The 15,923-nt window shown below is 74.3% G+C and carries 16 protein-coding genes; 12 read left to right on the top strand and 4 right to left on the bottom strand.

All coding sequences use genetic code 11. From position 1 onward, the window contains the following. Positions 1-239: 239 nt before the first annotated feature. Positions 240-782 carry a YceI family protein gene (locus ACFVNO_RS29885; RefSeq protein WP_355260102.1) on the bottom strand — a complete coding sequence of 181 codons (543 nt, stop codon included), beginning with the start codon at positions 780-782 and terminating at the stop codon, positions 240-242. A 145-nt stretch (positions 783-927) separates the two neighbouring features. Between ACFVNO_RS29885 and ACFVNO_RS29880 the strand changes: the two genes are divergently transcribed. From ACFVNO_RS29880 to ACFVNO_RS29830, 11 genes are all read left to right on the top strand, one after another. Next, a complete protein-coding gene (locus ACFVNO_RS29880; RefSeq protein ID WP_355260104.1) occupies positions 928-1,437 on the top strand; it encodes a MarR family transcriptional regulator in 510 nt (169 codons plus the stop codon). Between the two features lie 48 nt (positions 1,438-1,485). Then, the gene (locus ACFVNO_RS29875) at positions 1,486-2,193 is read left to right on the top strand and encodes an SseB family protein (RefSeq protein ID WP_378897560.1); all 708 of its coding nucleotides are present in this window, start codon (positions 1,486-1,488) and stop codon (positions 2,191-2,193) included. 70 nt (positions 2,194-2,263) lie between these two features. Further along, positions 2,264-3,208, top strand: coding sequence for a prepilin peptidase (locus tag ACFVNO_RS29870; RefSeq protein WP_378897557.1), 945 nt, complete (start codon positions 2,264-2,266; stop codon positions 3,206-3,208). 44 nt (positions 3,209-3,252) lie between these two features. After that, complete coding sequence (gene aroC / locus ACFVNO_RS29865; RefSeq protein WP_220562521.1) at positions 3,253-4,434, top strand: chorismate synthase; 1,182 nt, start codon at positions 3,253-3,255, stop codon at positions 4,432-4,434. 57 nt (positions 4,435-4,491) lie between these two features. Continuing rightward, entirely contained in the window at positions 4,492-5,013 is a 522-nt protein-coding gene (locus tag ACFVNO_RS29860) for a shikimate kinase (protein ID WP_220562520.1), read from the top strand. After that, positions 5,010-6,110 carry a 3-dehydroquinate synthase gene (gene aroB / locus ACFVNO_RS29855; protein ID WP_355260112.1) on the top strand — a complete coding sequence of 367 codons (1,101 nt, stop codon included), beginning with the start codon at positions 5,010-5,012 and terminating at the stop codon, positions 6,108-6,110. The genes ACFVNO_RS29860 and aroB overlap by 4 nt, the downstream gene beginning before the upstream one ends. Positions 6,111-6,249: 139 nt before the next feature. Continuing rightward, positions 6,250-6,810, top strand: coding sequence for an elongation factor P (gene efp, locus ACFVNO_RS29850; protein WP_355260115.1), 561 nt, complete (start codon positions 6,250-6,252; stop codon positions 6,808-6,810). Next, on the top strand, positions 6,810-7,223 hold the full coding sequence (nusB, locus tag ACFVNO_RS29845) for a transcription antitermination factor NusB (RefSeq protein ID WP_220562517.1): 414 nt from the start codon (positions 6,810-6,812) through the stop codon (positions 7,221-7,223). The genes efp and nusB overlap by 1 nt, the downstream gene beginning before the upstream one ends. A gap of 67 nt (positions 7,224-7,290) precedes the next feature. Next, on the top strand, positions 7,291-8,079 hold the full coding sequence (locus ACFVNO_RS29840; RefSeq protein ID WP_220562516.1) for a methyltransferase domain-containing protein: 789 nt from the start codon (positions 7,291-7,293) through the stop codon (positions 8,077-8,079). A 32-nt stretch (positions 8,080-8,111) separates the two neighbouring features. Continuing rightward, a complete protein-coding gene (dinB, locus tag ACFVNO_RS29835) occupies positions 8,112-9,398 on the top strand; it encodes a DNA polymerase IV (protein ID WP_355260120.1) in 1,287 nt (428 codons plus the stop codon). A 244-nt stretch (positions 9,399-9,642) separates the two neighbouring features. Next, positions 9,643-10,050: a DUF3040 domain-containing protein gene (locus ACFVNO_RS29830; RefSeq protein ID WP_220562514.1), complete on the top strand. Its 408-nt coding sequence runs from the start codon at positions 9,643-9,645 to the stop codon at positions 10,048-10,050. 289 nt (positions 10,051-10,339) lie between these two features. Here ACFVNO_RS29830 and ACFVNO_RS29825 read toward each other — a convergent pair whose 3' ends face one another. The 3 genes from ACFVNO_RS29825 to ACFVNO_RS29815 are packed head-to-tail and all read right to left on the bottom strand — an operon-like array spanning position 10,340 to position 14,884. Further along, a complete protein-coding gene (locus ACFVNO_RS29825; protein WP_355260124.1) occupies positions 10,340-12,655 on the bottom strand; it encodes a transglutaminaseTgpA domain-containing protein in 2,316 nt (771 codons plus the stop codon). Next, on the bottom strand, positions 12,652-13,845 hold the full coding sequence (locus ACFVNO_RS29820; RefSeq protein WP_378897548.1) for a DUF58 domain-containing protein: 1,194 nt from the start codon (positions 13,843-13,845) through the stop codon (positions 12,652-12,654). The genes ACFVNO_RS29825 and ACFVNO_RS29820 overlap by 4 nt, the downstream gene beginning before the upstream one ends. 46 nt (positions 13,846-13,891) lie before the next feature. Next, positions 13,892-14,884: a MoxR family ATPase gene (locus tag ACFVNO_RS29815; RefSeq protein WP_355260130.1), complete on the bottom strand. Its 993-nt coding sequence runs from the start codon at positions 14,882-14,884 to the stop codon at positions 13,892-13,894. Between the two features lie 430 nt (positions 14,885-15,314). Here ACFVNO_RS29815 and mraZ point away from each other — a divergent pair, with 430 nt between their 5' ends. Then, positions 15,315-15,746 carry a division/cell wall cluster transcriptional repressor MraZ gene (mraZ, locus tag ACFVNO_RS29810; RefSeq protein WP_355260133.1) on the top strand — a complete coding sequence of 144 codons (432 nt, stop codon included), beginning with the start codon at positions 15,315-15,317 and terminating at the stop codon, positions 15,744-15,746. The last annotated feature ends 177 nt before the right edge of the window (positions 15,747-15,923 follow it).

The following is a 15,923-nucleotide window of genomic DNA, read 5'->3' as shown; positions in this document are numbered from 1 at the left end:
GGCCACACCGTGACCACAACGTCGGGGGAGCACCCACCCGGGGCCCCCCCCGGCGGGCGGGGCCGGGCCCGGGGCAATGGCGATGGCCCCGCCGGTCGGGCGGCCCGGGGGCGCCTTCGGAGGGCGGCCTCCCGCCCCGCCCCCGAGGGGCGGGGGGCCGCACGGCGCGTCCGCTCCGGCCGGCGCGGCCGGAGCGGACGCCGGTCCCCGGGGTCAGGGGGGACGCGCCGCCGGGCCGGTCAGGCCTGGCGGGTGAACTCGGCGTCGATCGTGATGGTGATCTTGTCGCCGATGACCACGCCGCCGCCGTCCATCGGCATCTCGATGTCGACGCCGAACTCCTTGCGGCTGATCTGGGTGGTGGCGGAGAAGCCGGAGCGGTCCAGGCCGTAGGGGTCGAGGGTGGAGCCGTTGAACTCCAGCTTCAGCTCGACGGGCTTGGTGTTGCCCTTGATGGTCAGGTCGCCCTTGAGGACGAAGTCCTCGCCGTCGGCGGCCAGGCCGGTGGAGCGGAAGGAGAACTCGGGGTGGTCCTCCACGTGGAAGAAGTCCGCCGAGCGGATGTGGTTGTCGCGGTCGGCGTTGTCCGTGTTGATCGAGGTGGCGTCGATCGTGGCCTCGACCGAGGACTGCGCGGGGTCCTCGGGCACGGTCAGGGTGGCGTCGAACTTCTCGAACCGCCCGTGGACCTTGCTCACCATCATGTGGCGGACGGAGAACCCGACGGTGCTGTGAGCGGCGTCGATCTTCCAGGTGCCGGCCTTGAGTTCCTGCGCTGCCATCTGACTGTCTCCCTGTCGCGGGTCGGGGACCCGGTTCTCGGGCCCTTCTGTTGCCTAGGAACAAGGTACCTTAGAAATATCTTCCTGGGAAGAATCTAATGTGGTCGACGCCCCATGCGCAACCGCCGCCACTAGAATCGCCCCCATGGAGAACCCGGCATGGCTCGACGACGGCGAACAACGGGTCTGGCGGAGCTTCCTGCGCGTCAACGCCTGGATCTACGACGAGCTCGAACGCGACCTGCGCGGACGCGGCGGCCTCGGCCTCATCGAGTACGGGATCCTCGTGCACCTGTCCGAGGCCCCCGGGCGGCGCATGCGCATGCGGGCCCTGGCCGACAGCGTCATCGTCTCCAAGAGCCGCCTCTCCCACCAGATCGCCCGCCTCGAACGCGACGGCCTGGTCGGCAAGGAGGAGTGCACCGACGACCGGCGCGGCCTGTGGGCCGTCCTCACCGACGAGGGGGCGCGCCTGCTGGCCGAGGTCGCCCCCGGGCACGCCGCCCGGGTCCGCGCCCTGATGTTCGACCGCCTCGGACCGCTGGGCACCGCCGAACTGGAGGGCCTCCTCGCCGCCCTGGAGCCGGACGGTGACGCCCCGGCGGCCGCCGGGCGGCGTTCCGGTGTCCAGCGGGCCACCGTCGGTGACGGGTGAGCGCGAGGCCGCCCCGCCCGGACCCCCGCCCGGGTAGAGTCGGGGGTCGTGAGCAGACCAACGATCATCGGCGCCCAGAACTTCCGTGACGACGACGGGAGCGCCGACCCCGAGGTCGAATCCCGCCTGCGCGCCCACGCCGCCGGCGAGATCGGCGACCGCCAGGTGCTGGCCGCCCTGAGCGGCTCCCGCGTCCTCATCCCCGTGGTCGCCGTGGCCACCGAGACCGAGGAGGGCGTCGGCGGGCTCACCAAGGACAAGAACAGCGAGGTCGCCATGCCGGTCATGACCGGCAGGGACGGCCGCCGCGGCGTGCTGGCCTTCACCTCGGTCGACGCCGTCCGCCGCTGGCGCTCCGACGCCCGTCCCGTCCCCTTCACCACCAAGGACGCCTGCCAGGCCGCTGTGGAGGAGGGCGCCGACGCCCTGGTCATCGACGTGTCCGGCCCCGTGCCCTACACCGTCCAGGGCCGCTTCCTGACCATGCTCGCCGAGCAGGGCACCGTCCCCGAGCCCAAGGACGACCCCCAGGTCCTGGCCCTGGTCTACCGGGTCACCCACACCGAGTTCGGCATCGAGCGCGTGCGCATCCACCCCTCCCAGCGGGCCGACATCGGCATCCGCCTGGAGCTGGAGGAGCGCGACGACGAATCCCTGCGCCGCGTCGCCGAGCGCCTGGCCGCCGAGCTCCGCCACGTCCTGCCCGGCGGGATCGAGCTCAGCGCGGTCGTGCGCGCCAGGCGCGAGACCGACTGAGGGCCGCGGAGTTCTCCACAGGCGGCGCCCGGGCCTGTCGGCGCGGCGCGCCGACGGGTAGCTTCGCATCATGCCCACCCCCTCGGCACTCGCGCCCCTCGCCGACCACTGGGCGGTCGCCGTCATCGCGGTCACGGCCCTGGCCGGCCTGCTCGCCGGACACGTCGGCGGCCGCCTGGTACCCCTGTTCGGACCGGCCGGACCGGCCGGCCCGCACACCCGCGCCCCCCTCGACGCCGCCGCCACCAGGGACGGCGCCGCACAGGCCCGTGCCGGGCACGCGGGCGCGCCGGAACCGGAGCCCGCCCCGGGCGAGGACGGACCGCCGCCGCCGCGCTGCCCGCACTGCCTGGCCGAGCTCCGGTTCTGGCGGTGGTTCCCCCTGGTGGCCGACCGCGCCTTCCGCGGCCGCGGAAGCTGCCCGCACTGCGAGCAGACCGTGCGCTCCCACCCCGGGGCCGTCCTGCTGGCCGTGCCCGCCGCGGCCCTCGCCGGGGCCGCCGCCGTCCTGCACCCGGACTGGACGCCCCTGTGGCTGCCCGCGGTGCTCTGGCTCATCGCGGTGGGCTCCGCCCTGTCCGTCGTCGACCTGCGGGTCCAGCGCCTGCCCGACGCGCTGGTCCGGCCCGCCTACCCGGTGGCCGCCGCCCTCATCGCCCTGGCCGCGCTGACACCGCCGGACGGACCGGCCCCGGGACGGCTCCTGGACGCCCTGCTGGGCATGGTCCTCGTCACGGTCCTGTACTGGCTGCTGTGGCGGATCCACCCGCGGGGGATGGGCCTGGGCGACGTCCGCCTGTCCGGGCTGACCGGCCTGTACGCCGGGTGGGCGGCCGGGCCGCTGGGCGCGCTGACCGCCGTCTTCTGGGCGTTCGCGGCCTTCTCCGCGGTGGGCCTGGTCCTGATCGCGCTGCGCCGCGCCTCCCCGGGCTCGACCTTCCCGCTGGGGCCCTTCATGCTCGCCGCGACCCTCGCCACCGTCCTGGCCGCCGGACCCCTGCTGCCCGAACTCTGAGACCGGATGCCACCCCTCGGACCGATCCGTGAAAAGATCGGTCCATGTTGCGTTGGCTGACCGCAGGGGAATCCCACGGGCCGGCACTCGTCGCGATTCTGGAGGGCCTCCCGGCCGGTGTGTCCGTCACCTCTGACGACATCGCCGCCGCGCTGCTCCGCCGCCGCGCCGGGTACGGTCGTGGCGCCCGGATGAAGTTCGAGCAGGACCAGGTCTCCGTCATCGGGGGCATCCGACACGGCCGCACCCTCGGGGGCCCGGTCGCGATCGAGGTCGGGAACACCGAGTGGCCCAAGTGGGAGCAGGTGATGTCCCCCGACCCGGTGCCCGCCGAGGTGCTGGACGGCATCGCCCGCAACGCCCCGCTCACCCGCCCCCGGCCCGGCCACGCCGACCTCGTCGGCATGCAGAAGTACGGGCACACCGAGGCGAGGCCCATCCTGGAGCGCGCCAGCGCCCGGGAGACCGCCGCCCGCGTCGCCATCGGCGAGGTCGCCCGGCGGTTCTGCCGCCAGGCGCTGGGCGTGGAGATCCTCAGCCACGTGGTGTCCATGGGGCCGGTCTCCGTCCCCGACGACGCGCCCGAGCCGGGCCCGCAGGACCTGGCCGCGGTCGACGCCGACCCGCTGCGCTGCTTCGACCCGCAGACCAGCGCCCGCATGGTCGAGGAGGTCGACGACACCAAGAAGTCCGGGGACACCCTCGGCGGCGTTGTCGAGGTCCTCGCCTACGGGCTGCCCCCGGGCCTGGGCACCCACGTCCACTGGGACCGCCGCCTGGACGCCCGGCTGGCCGCCGCCCTGATGGGCATCCAGGCCATCAAGGGCGTCGAGGTCGGCGACGGGTTCCGCACCGCGGCCCGCCGCGGCTCGCAGGCCCACGACGAGATCGAGCCCGGACCCGACGGGGTCCGCCGCCGCACCAACCGCGCCGGGGGCGTCGAGGGCGGCATGAGCACCGGCGACCCGCTGCGGGTGCGCGCCGCCATGAAGCCCATCGCCACCGTGCCGCGGGCGCTGGACACCATCGACACCGAGACCGGTGAGCCCGCCCGGGCCCACCACCAGCGCAGCGACGTCACCGCGGTCCCGGCCGCCGGCGTGGTCGCCGAGTCGATGGTCGCCCTCGTCATCGCCGAGGCCGCCATCGAGAAGTTCGGCGGCGACTCGGTCGAGGAGACCGCCCGCAACCTCCGGGGCTACCTGGACTCCCTGGAGATCCGCTGACCCGTCCGGGGCCCGCCGACGGCGGGCCCCGGGACCGAGACGAAGGTGGGAAGTAGCGTGTCACGAGCGATCGCGGTCCTGATCGGGTCGCCCGGCTCGGGCAAGTCCACGGTCGGGGAGGCCCTGGCCCGGCGCCTGGGCGCCGACCTGCTGTGCACCGACACCGAGATCGAGAAGCGGGCGGGCAAGCCCGTCGGCGACATCTTCCTGGAGGACGGCGAGGAGCACTTCCGGGCGCTGGAGCGCGAGGTCGTCGCCGAGGGGCTGCGCTCCTGGGAGGGCGTCATCGCGGTCGGCGGCGGCGCCGTCCTGGACGAGGACACCCGCCGCGACCTGGCCGACCACCACGTGGTCTACCTCCAGGTGGAGTTCGCCGAGGCCGCCAAGCGCGTCGGCATGGACGCCGCCCGGCCCCTGCTGGTCGGCAACCCCCGGGCCCGGCTGCGCAAGCTCCTGGACGAGCGGCTGCCGGTCTACGAGTCCCTCGCCACGGTGACGGTGCCCACCACCGGGTTCCACCCCGAGGAGATCGTCGACGCCATCGTGCCCACCCTCGACACCGGGAAGGCCGCCCCGTGACCACCACCCGCATCCGCGTCGGCGACGACGCGGGACGCTACGACGTCGTCGTCGGCAGCGGCGTGCTCGCCGAGCTGCCCTCCCTGGTCGGGGAGGCCTCCCGCGTCGCGGTGATCCACCCCGAGGGCCTGGACGCCGTCGCCCGCCCGGTCGCCGGCGCCCTGCGGGCCGCCGGGTACACCGTCCACCCCATGCCCGTCCCCGACGGGGAGGCCGCCAAGACCGCGGCCGTCGCCGCCGACCTGTGGACCCGGCTGGGGCTGAACGGCTTCACCCGCAGCGACGCCGTCGTGGGCGTGGGCGGGGGCGCCACCACCGACCTGGCCGGGTTCGTCGCCGCCACCTGGCTGCGCGGCGTGCGGGCCGTCCTGGTCCCCACCACCCTGCTCGGCATGGTGGACGCCGCCGTCGGCGGCAAGACCGGCATCAACACGCCCGAGGGCAAGAACCTCGTCGGCGCCTTCCACCCCCCGGCCGGGGTGCTGTGCGACCTGGCCACCCTGCCCACCCTGCCCAGGGCCGACTACATCGGCGGGCTCGCCGAGATCATCAAGGCCGGGTTCATCGCCGACCCCGTCATCTGCGACCTGGTCGGGGACGACCCCGAGGGGGCCGCCCTGCCCGAGGGCCGCCACACCCGCGAGCTCATCGAACGGGCCGTCCGGGTCAAGGCGGAGGTGGTCTCCGGCGACCTCCGGGAGAGCGGCCTGCGCGAGATCCTCAACTACGGCCACACCCTGGGGCACGCCATCGAGCGCGCCGAGAACTACACGTTCCGGCACGGGTACGCCGTCTCCATCGGCATGGTCTTCGCCGCGGAGCTCGCCCGCCTCGACGGGCGCATCGACGCGGACCTGGTGGCCCGCCACCGCGAGCTGCTCACCTCCGTGGGCCTGCCCGTCTCCTACGGGGCCGCCGCCTGGCCGGGGCTGCGCGCCTCCATGAGCGTCGACAAGAAGGCCCGCGGCGCCACCCTGCGGTTCGTGGTCCTGGACGGCCTCGCGAAGCCGGCCATCCTGGCCGGGCCCGCGCCGGAGCTGCTCGACGCGGCCTACGCCGCCGTCGCGGGCGACGCCCCGGTTCCGGGGAGCCACTAGACTGGCAGCCAGGCGGCCTGTGCACAGGCGCGCCCGGGACGGCTCCCGGGGCGCCCGCGGCCCGCCCCACCGAACCGCCGACCGGGCCCTGCGAGGTTCCGGTCCCCGACGTGTCAGACCCCTGGGAGAGACGACCGAAGTGGCCACGACGAACGACATCAAGAACGGCACGACCCTGCGGATCGACAACGTTCTGTGGAACGTCCTCGAGTTCCAGCACGTCAAGCCGGGCAAGGGCGGCGCGTTCGTCCGTACCAAGCTGAAGAACGTCCTCACCGGCAAGATCGTGGACAAGACCTTCAACGCCGGCGCCAAGGTCGAGTTCGCCAACGTCGACCGCCGCGACATGGAGTACCTGTACCACGACGGCGAGTCCTACATCTTCATGGACACCCAGACCTACGACCAGCTCCCGGTCCCCGAGGCCGTGGTCGGCGACGACAGCAACTTCCTGCTGGAGAACACCAAGGTCACGGTGGCCACCAACGAGGGCAACCCGCTCTACATCGAGCTGCCCGCCGCGGTCGAGCTGGAGATCACCCACACCGACCCCGGCGTCCAGGGCGACCGCTCCACCGGCGGCACCAAGCCCGCCACCGTCCAGACCGGCGCCACCATCCAGGTGCCCCTGTTCATCTCCACCGGCGAGCGCGTCAAGGTCGACACCCGCACGGGCGACTACCTCGGGCGAGTCAACTGATGAGCGGAGCACGGCGCAAGGCGCGGCGGCGCGCGGTCGAGGTCCTCTACGAGGCCGAGGTGCGCGGCATCTCGGTGGAAGAGGTCATCCGCCGCCGCCGGGCCCAGCCCGAGCCGCCGATCAACGAGTTCACCGAGCAGCTGGCCCGCGCCGTCGACGGACACCGGGACCGCATCGACGAACTCCTCGACACCTACGCGATCGGCTGGACCCTGGAGCGGATGCCGGTCGTGGACCGCAACATCCTGCGGATGGGCGCCTACGAGCTGCTGTGGGCCGAGGACATCCCCGACGCGGTGGCGATCGCCGAGGCCGTGGGGGTCGCCAAGGAACTGTCCACCGACGAGTCTCCCAACTTCGTCAATGGGCTGCTGTCCAGGCTGATGGAGAACAAGGCGACGCTCGCCCTGTAGGCGGGGGCGGGCCGGCGCGCGCACGGGGTGTGGGCGGGCCGGGTGGGACGAGCACTGTGGGGGACCGGTGGGTGACAGGAGCGAGGCGGCAGTGAGCGGTCTGGGAGAGGGCGGGGCCACCGGCCCGGGCCGGGCGGCCAACACCGCGCGGACCGCCGTCGTGTGGGAGGCCCTGGCCGGACTGCTGGACCGCCTCGGCGGCGACTCCCCCCTGGACATCGTCGACGCCGGGGGCGGGACCGGAGGGGCCGCCGTCCCGCTCGCCGAGCTCGGCCACCGGGTCACCGTCGTCGAGCCCAGCCCCGACTCGCTGGCCGCCCTGGAGCGCCGCGCCGCCGAGCGCGGGGTGCGGGTGCGCGGCGTGCAGGGCGACACCGGCGACCTGGCCACGCTGTTCCCCGAGGGGAGCACCGACCTCGTCCTGGTCCACAACGTGCTGGAGTACGTCGACGACCCCGTCGCCGCCCTGCGCGACGTGGTCGGCATCACCCGGCCCGGCGGCGCGGTCAGCCTGCTGGTCACCAACGCCGTCGCCGGGGCCCTGCACCGCGCCCTGGCCGGACACCTCACCGACGCCCGCGCCCTCCTGGAGGACGCCGAGGGCCGCTGGGGCCCGGGCGACCCGATCCCGCGGCGGTTCACCCGCCGCGGCGTCCTGGAGCTGGTCGGCGCCGCCGGGCTCACCGGTGAGCGGGTCCGCGGCGTCCGGGTGTTCGCCGACCTGGTCCCCGGCCACGCCTGGGAGGGCGACGTGCACGCCGGCCGCCACCTGGTGGAACTGGAGAAGGCCGCGGCCGATCATCCCGAGCTGCTGGGCATCGCCACCCAGCTGCACGTCACCGCCCACCGGCCCTGAGAACCGTCCCGCCCGGCGCGTAGCCTGACCGTATGAGCCGACGTCAACTGGAGCGCGGGGCCGCGCTGCGGGGCATGGTCACCCCGCAGGGCATCGTCCCCCTGGGCGCGGACTTCCCGCGCGACGGGTCGGGACCGGACTCCGACTGCAACGTCCTGCACCTGGACATGGACGCGTTCTTCGCGAGTGTGGAGCGGCTGCGCAACCCCGGCCTGGCGGACACGCCGATCATCGTCGGCGGCACCGGCCCGCGCAGCGTCGTCTCCTCCGCCGACTACCGCGCCCGCGCCCGCGGGGTCCACTCCGCGATGCCGATGGCGCAGGCCCTGCGCCTGTGCCCCGGCGCCGCCGTGTTCCCGCCCGACGGGCGCGCCTACCGGGAGGTCTCCCGGGCGGTCATGGAGATCCTGCGGGCGGTCACCCCGCTGGTGCAGCCGCTGTCCCTGGACGAGGCGTTCCTGGACGTCTCCGGGGCGCGCAGGCGCCTGGGCGGGCCGGTGCGGATCGCCGCGATGATCCGCGAGAGGGTCCGCGCGGAGCAGGGGCTGACCTGCTCGGTGGGGGTGGCCGCCACCCGGTTCACCGCCAAGCTCGGCTCCACCCACTGCAAACCCGACGGCCTGCTCCTGGTGCCGAGCGCGTCGGTCCGCTCCTTCCTGGACCCGCTGCCGGTCGGCGCGCTGCCCGGGGTGGGGGACAAGACCGAGCGGACCCTGGCCCGGATGGGCGTGCGCACCGTCGGCGCCCTGGCCCGGTACGACCGCGACCTGCTGCGCATGGAACTGGGCGACAAGCACGGCGCCCGGCTGGCCGACCTCGCCCACGGCGTCGACGACAGCCCGGTGGAGCCCGAGAGCGAGGACAAGAGCATCGGCGCCGAGGAGACCTTCGCCGTCGACGTGGCCGACCCCGAAGAGGTCCACCGCGAGCTGCTGCGGCTCTCCGAGAAGGTGGCGAGGAGGCTGAGGGCCTCGGGGCAGATGGGGCGCACGGTGAGCGTCAAGCTCCGCAAGGGCGATTTCTCGACCATCACCCGGGCCCGCACCCTGCCCGACGCCACCGACGTCGGCCGGGAGATCAACGCCGTCGCCCGGGCCCTTTACGCCGAATCCGGGCTGAGGGGAACCCCGATGCGCCTGGTCGGCGTTCGCATGGAGGGGATCGTTCCCGCCTCCGGGGTGCACCGCCAGCTGGCCCTGGACGAACAGGACACGGGGTGGCGCGACGTCGAGCGCGTCATGGACCGGGTGGCGGAACGATTCGGACCGGGCGCGCTACAGTCGGCGGTATTGGCCAAGCGTGACGAAAACGACGTATGATGCCGCAACTTCCGGGCCGTCCTCAGCGTTACATGGGGTAGGACCGGAGTCAGGGTAGACAGAGAGGCATGGAAGCCGGTGTTTCCGATACAGCGCGGGGGTATCGTGGCCTTGGTCGGTCAGGTCCGCACGCAGCTTTTCCTTCCACGGTGCGCTAGCGCACCGTATTCTGGGCATACCACTGACCAAGAGATCATTGATCAGTACCCGTCACCCCAACCGGGGACTGTTGTAGGGAGGCGCCGTGCCGCTCTCTGAACACGAGCAGCGCATGCTCGACCAGATCGAGCAGGCGCTGTATGCCGAGGACCCGAAGTTCGCGAACACCGTTCGGCAGACGAACCCCGTGGTCCATCACAAGCGCCGGATCATCAAGGCCGGGCTCGGGTTCGTCCTCGGCCTCGTGCTGATGCTGACGGGCCTGCTGCTCGGCAGCAGCGTCGGCCTCGCGGTCGGTGTCACCGTCAGCGTGGGCGGCTTCCTCGTGATGCTGGCCTGTCTGCTGTGGGGGCTCAACGCCTGGCGCCGGGCCGCCGTCGGCGGACCTGCCGAGGCCCCGCCGGACGAGCCCAAGCGCCGCAAGGGCGACCGCCCGGGCATGATGAATCGCTTCGAGGAGCGCTGGCGCCGCCGCCAGCAGGGCGACGAGTGATCTCGCCACCCTGACCGACCGGATCACGAACGGGGCCCCGCACACCGTGCGGGGCCCCTTCGTCGTCTCCGCCTCCGTTCCGCCGGCCGGGGGCGGTGACCCCTGCCCGGGCGGGTACTCCGGGGCCAGAGAGGATCCGCTCCCGGAAGGCGGCGTGTCCGTGCCGGGAGCGGTGGCCCTGCCCGGACGGGCGTCCGCGTTCCGTCCGGGGCGGGCACTCCGGGGCAGGGAGTGTCCACCCCCGGAAGGCGGCGGGTCCGGGCCGGGGGGCGCCCCCGGCCCGGGGCGGTCAGGCGTTCTGCGGGGTGGGGTCCGCGACCGGGCGGCGGGGGCGGTCCCACAGGGAGCGGGGGAGCAGCGCCGCGCGCAGGCGCACGCCCCGCGGCACCACGGCGGGCAGGCCGCGCACGATGGCGCGCAGGTCCGCGCCGACCTCCTCGCTCCAGGAGGCCGCCGGGGCGTACCGGTCGCGCTCCTCGGCCAGCGCCAGGCGGTGCAGGGCCGCGCGCGCCTCCTCCGGGAGCGGCACCCGGTCCGCGTCGCGCAGGGCCGCCAGGCGGGCCGCCGTGCCGCGGGGGCTCTCCGCCAGGTCCCAGCCCAGGCCCAGGTCCACACAGGTGTCGCGCAGCTCCCGCCAGGCCGCGCCCGGGCGGCCCAGGCGGGACCGGCGCACGGACGCGCGCACCGCGGCGGGCAGGAACGGCAGCAGGAGGAGGGCCGCCACGGCCGCCGCGGCGGGCAGCCACGACAGGTCCGGGGCGTCCCGGCCGCCCCCGGCGGGCGCGGCCGCGGCCTCCTGCTCCTCCTCGGCGGAGGGGGACGGGGAGGGGGAGTCCTCCGGAGTCGGCTCCGGCTCCTCCTGCTCCGGCGTCGGCGCCTCCGTCGAGCCGGGCGTGGGCTCGGGGTCGGGGCGCTCGGCGGTGAGCCCGCCCCCGTCGGTGTACTCGGGCTCGGTCGCCGAGCCCTGGCCGCCCACCCCGCCCGGCGTCGGCTCGAAGCGCACCCATCCGGCGCCCTCGAAGTACAGCTCCGGCCAGGCGTGGGCGTCGCCGCTGGTCACGGTCCAGCGCCCGTCGCCGGTGCGCTCGCCCGCGGTGTAGCCGACCGCGACCCGGGCGGGGATGCCCGCCTGGCGGGCCATCACGGCCATCGCCCCGGCGAACTGCTGGCAGTACCCGGTCCGGTCCACGGTCAGGAAGTGCACCAGCGGGTCGGCGTCGGCGGGCACCTCCGGCGGGCGCAGGCTGTAGGCGAAGTCCCCCGAGGTGAAGAACTCCTGGAGGGCGACCGCCTTGAGGTAGGGCGAGTCGGTGTGGCCGGTCACCTCGTCGGTGAGATCCCGGACCTCCCGCCCGACGGAGGAGGGCACCGAGCGGAAGTCGCCCGGCAGCGACAGCGGGGACCCCGCGGCCCCGGCCAGGTCCTCGGCGGTGACCTCCCGCTCGGTGGTCTCCACCGTGAAGCTCAGGCCCGTGGGCGGCTGCTCGGTGGTGAACACCATGAGGCTGTCGGGGTGCACGTACCAGTCGCCGGAGACGTCGACGGTCCGCGCCCAGTACGGCAGCGGCAGGAAGTCCATGCCCTCGACGTCGGAGTCCAGGGACACCCGTGTCATCACGGTGTCCTCCTCCGGCGCGGACGGCCACCCGGTGGGCAGCGGGAGCTCGTCCTGGACCCGGGTGTCCCCGGAGGCGTCGACCGGGCTCATCGTCCAGTTGACGCCGTCGAACTCGTCCAGCACGTACCGGCGCAGGTAGCCGGGCTCCTCGGCGTCGGTGCGGTAGGTCAGCACGGTCCGGTCGGAGCTGGACAGCAGGTCCCGGCGCATCGACACCAGCGGGTGCGTGGTGGTGATGACGTCGTTCTGGCGGCCGACGTAGGTTCCCTGGGCCAGGGTGTGGAAGGCGTCGGTGCGCAGGCCCGGCAGCGCGGCGGGCAGGGCCAGCGCCGGCACGACGGCGACGGTCGCGGCCAGGGCCGCGGCGGCCCCGTGCCGGAGGGCGCCCAGCGGCGGCGCGGGCACCGCCACCCCCCACTCGCGGCCGCGCACCCACATGTCCACGGCCAGCAGCTGGACGAACCCGAACACGCACACGACGACCGCGCCGGTGCCGATCCCGGACCCCTCCACCACCAGCGGCACCACGGCCAGGGCCAGCAGCAGCCCGCCGACCATGCCGGGGCAGCGGGCGGTGGCGGCCAGGAAGTCGGCGGCGACGAGGAACAGCGCGAACGCCAGCGCGATGATCAGCATCACCCCGGCGGTCGCGGTCACCGGCGGTTCGTTGGTGTCGATGACCTCCAGCCCCTGGGAGAAGGCGGTGAGCACGTGCTCGACCGCCGCACCGGAGGGCAGCACGCCCAGGGGGGCCAGGTGCCCGGCGAACAGCGGGACGACGAGCAGCGCCACCACGGCCAGCTGGAGGACGGGCACGAGCAGGCCCAGCCACCCGGTCAGCATCCGGTAGAGCACCGACACGGCGGTGGCCGCGCCCATGAGCAGGACCGCGGGGAGCCACCAGTCGTCACCGCGCACCAGCGGCGCGATGAGGGGGAGGGCGCACAGCAGGGAGACCAGTGCGGCCAGGGGCATCAGGGCTTTCAACGCGGGACCTTCCCGAGGGGTGCGGCGTCGCGCCACAGCGAAGGCAGTTCGGAGAGGGCCGGCAGGTGCACGACCCGCCAGCCGGAGGCGGCCAGGATCTCGCCGGCGCCGGCGCGCGCCCGCTCGGAGGGCCAGGCCGCCCCCGCGCACAGCACGGCCACCCGGTGCCCGCCCCCGCTCCTGGCCAGGGCCGCGGCCTCCTCCGCGGTGAGCGCGCCCGTCACCGCGACGGTCAGGGAGGCGCCGGACGCGGGGAGGGCGGGGAGGGCGGCGGCGTCGGAGGCCTCCAGGACGGCGAGTCCGTCCAGCAGGGCGCCGGGCACGGCGGCGGGCATCCGGCCGCGCTCGGTGTGCAGCCGCACCTCGTGGTTCCGGTCGAGCAGGTGCAGGGCGACGGAGGCGGCGGCGCCCACGGCGGTCTCCAGGGAGTCGGCGGGCCCGCCGCCCGCGTGCGCGCGGCGCCGGGTGTCGAGCAGGACGACGCCGTACTCGCGCCGGTGCTGCTCGTCGCGGCGCACCATCAGCTCGCCGTGCTTGGCGGTGGAGCGCCAGTGGACCCGGCGCAGCTCGTCGCCGTACTGGTACCCGCGGGGGACCGGGTCCTGCTCGCCGATCCCGCTCTGTGTGCGGCGCGGCGAGTCGTCCCCCTGGGTGCCGCCCGAGCTTCCGCTCCGGTCCAGGGGCACGGTGGCGGGGGTGACGAGCAGGTGCTCGGGGGCTCCGGGGTGCTGCTCCACCCGCACCAGGCCCAGCGGGTCGGTGAGCGCGATCCACAGCGGGCCCAGCGGGTAGTTGCCGCGCACGGCGGGGCGGACCAGGTAGGCGAGGTCGCGGACGCCGCGCGGGCCCAGGAAGCCGATGGAGTAGCGGGGCTCGTGGCCCAGCCGGGTGGGCAGGGTGTCGCCGACCGACACCGCCGCCACCGGCCAGGTGTGCGAGGAGTTGCCGATCCGGATCATGATCCGGGCGTCGTGCCCCGCCGGGACCCGGGAGGGTACGACGCTGCGGCTGTGCACCACCCGGTCGGCGGCCCCGATCAGGGAGAGCGCCGCCGCCGGCGGCAGCGCCGTGGCCAGCACGCCCAGGACCACCAGCTCCCGCTGCCCGACGACGAACCCGGCGACCAGCGCGGCCAGGCCCAGGAGCAGCATGCACACGCCTCGGGCGGTGAGGGTTCGTCGCGGGCGCATGGACCCTCTTCTCGTAGGGGACCGGTCGGCGGACCGGCGCGGGGGATCAGCGGGGGGCGGGGACGGGCAGCCGGGCGACCAGCTCGGCGACGATCCGCTCGGGGGCCGTGCGCTCCATCTGCGCCTGCGGGCCGACCAGCAGGCGGTGCGCCAGGACGGGCACGGCCAGGTTCTGGACGTCGTCGGGGACGACGTAGTGGCGGCCCTCCAGGGCGGCGTGCGCGCGGGCGGCCCGCACCAGGTGCAGGGTGGCCCGCGGGGAGGCGCCCAGGTCCAGGTCGGGGCTGGTCCGGGTGGAGTTGACCAGGTCCACGATGTAGCGGCGCATGCCGGGGGCCACGTGCACCTCGCGCACCAGGTCGGCCAGGCGGCGGACGGTGCCCGCGTCGGTGACCGCGGCCAGGCCCTCCAGCGGCGACCCGGTGCCGTGCGAGTCGATCATGTCGAGCTCGGCCTGGGGGGAGGGGTAGCCCACGGAGACACGGGCCATGAACCGGTCCCGCTGGGCCTCGGGCAGGGCGTAGGTGCCCTCCATGTCCGCCGGGTTCTGGGTGGCCACGACCATGAACGGCCGCTCCAGGGGGCGGGTGCGCCCGTCGACGCTGACCTGCCGCTCCTCCATGCACTCCAGCAGGGCGGCCTGGGTCTTGGGCGAGGCGCGGTTGATCTCGTCGCCCAGCACGATGTTGGCGAAGACCGGCCCGGGGTTGAACTCGAACTCGCGCCGCTCCTGGTGGTAGACGCTGACCCCGGTGATGTCGCCGGGCAGCAGGTCCGGGGTGAACTGGACGCGCTGCACGGAGCAGTCCACCGCCCGGCCCAGGGCCTTGGCCAGCATGGTCTTGCCGACACCGGGGACGTCCTCGATGAGCAGGTGGCCCTCGGACAGCAGGACGGTCAGCGCGATGCGCAGGACCTCCGGCTTGCCCTCGATGACCGTCTCGATGGCGCCGCGGATGCGGTCCGCCACGGCGACGACCTCTTCCACGTCCGCCTGGACGCCGCCCCCGCGGCCGCCGTGGTGTGTGCCGAGTGACACGAGACCCCTCCCGCTGCGTGTGTCGGTGTTCGGAACCGAGGCTAGGGCCAATCAGAGCGATTGCAAACCAAAGTGCCGGAATCGGTCGTCGAATGCGGTCCAGTGCTACGAAAGTGCACTAAAGCGCGAGAATTGCTCATCTGATCATTCGTGGAGCCCGGGGTGGGGCGAACGGTGCGTTGGTGAATAAGGGGGCGAAGCGGTCGCCGGGGCTTTCTCGGAGCCGCCCCGGTCCCCGCCCGGAGCCCCGGTGGCGCGGCACGCCCGGGGGCCCGACCTCCCCCACTCACACCCCACCGCTGTGACCTGCGAATTCATCGTCCAATCGGCCATTGTGCCCGCATCGGAGCTGTTGACGGTGGGGAAGAGTGGAGTAAGGTGGAGCAGCGTGGAGAGGGCGAATTCTCCACATCGGGGGGAGGTCGGGAGTGTGTTCCTCGGTACCCACACGCCCCGCCTCGACCAGAAGGGGCGCCTGTTCCTCCCCGCGAAGTACCGCGACGAGCTGTCGGGGGGTGTGGTGATCACCAAGGGCCAGGAACGCTGCCTCTACGTCTTCCCGGTCAAGGAGTTCGTGCGCATCACCGACTCCCTCGCCCAGGCCCCCGTCACCGACCGCGCGGTCCGCGACTACGGTCGCATCTTCTTCGCCGGCGCCTCCGACCAGACCTGCGACGGCCAGGGCCGGGTCACCGTTCCGGCCCCCTTGCGCGCCTACGCGGGGCTCACCCGCGACTGCGCCGTCATCGGGGCCAACACCCGGCTGGAGATCTGGGACGCCGGGGCCTGGTCGGAATACGAGGCCGCACGCGAACGCGAGTTCGCGGACCTGGCGGAGGAGGTGCTGCCCGGGGTGCTGTGAGTCCGGACACCCCCGGACCCACGGCACCGGCGAGTCCACACCCTCGCAGTCGGGGTCCGGCGACGGCCTCCGAACGCGGTGACACGAGCTGGCGCGACTTCCCCGGTGCCAGACCGTCAACGCCGGTCCGCCGAAAGGTGGACAATAGCGGCCGTGTTCGGAGGCCCGCCGGAACCC

Source organism: Nocardiopsis sp. NPDC057823 (assembly GCF_042797335.1).
Classification (GTDB): Bacteria; Actinomycetota; Actinomycetes; order Streptosporangiales; family Streptosporangiaceae; genus Nocardiopsis; species Nocardiopsis changdeensis.
Note: the sequence above shows the minus strand (reverse complement) of the source record. Positions and strands in the feature narration are given on the sequence as shown.

Coding starts and splice junctions, on each gene's coding strand:
- aroC (WP_220562521.1), top strand. CDS start 3,253: ATGTTGCGTTGGCTGACCGCAGGGGAATCCCACGGGCCGGCACTCGTC.
- ACFVNO_RS29820 (WP_378897548.1), bottom strand. CDS start 13,845: ATGCGCCCGCGACGAACCCTCACCGCCCGAGGCGTGTGCATGCTGCTC.
- ACFVNO_RS29880 (WP_355260104.1), top strand. CDS start 928: ATGGAGAACCCGGCATGGCTCGACGACGGCGAACAACGGGTCTGGCGG.
- nusB (WP_220562517.1), top strand. CDS start 6,810: ATGAGCGGAGCACGGCGCAAGGCGCGGCGGCGCGCGGTCGAGGTCCTC.
- ACFVNO_RS29885 (WP_355260102.1), bottom strand. CDS start 782: ATGGCAGCGCAGGAACTCAAGGCCGGCACCTGGAAGATCGACGCCGCT.
- dinB (WP_355260120.1), top strand. CDS start 8,112: ATGAGCCGACGTCAACTGGAGCGCGGGGCCGCGCTGCGGGGCATGGTC.
- ACFVNO_RS29870 (WP_378897557.1), top strand. CDS start 2,264: ATGCCCACCCCCTCGGCACTCGCGCCCCTCGCCGACCACTGGGCGGTC.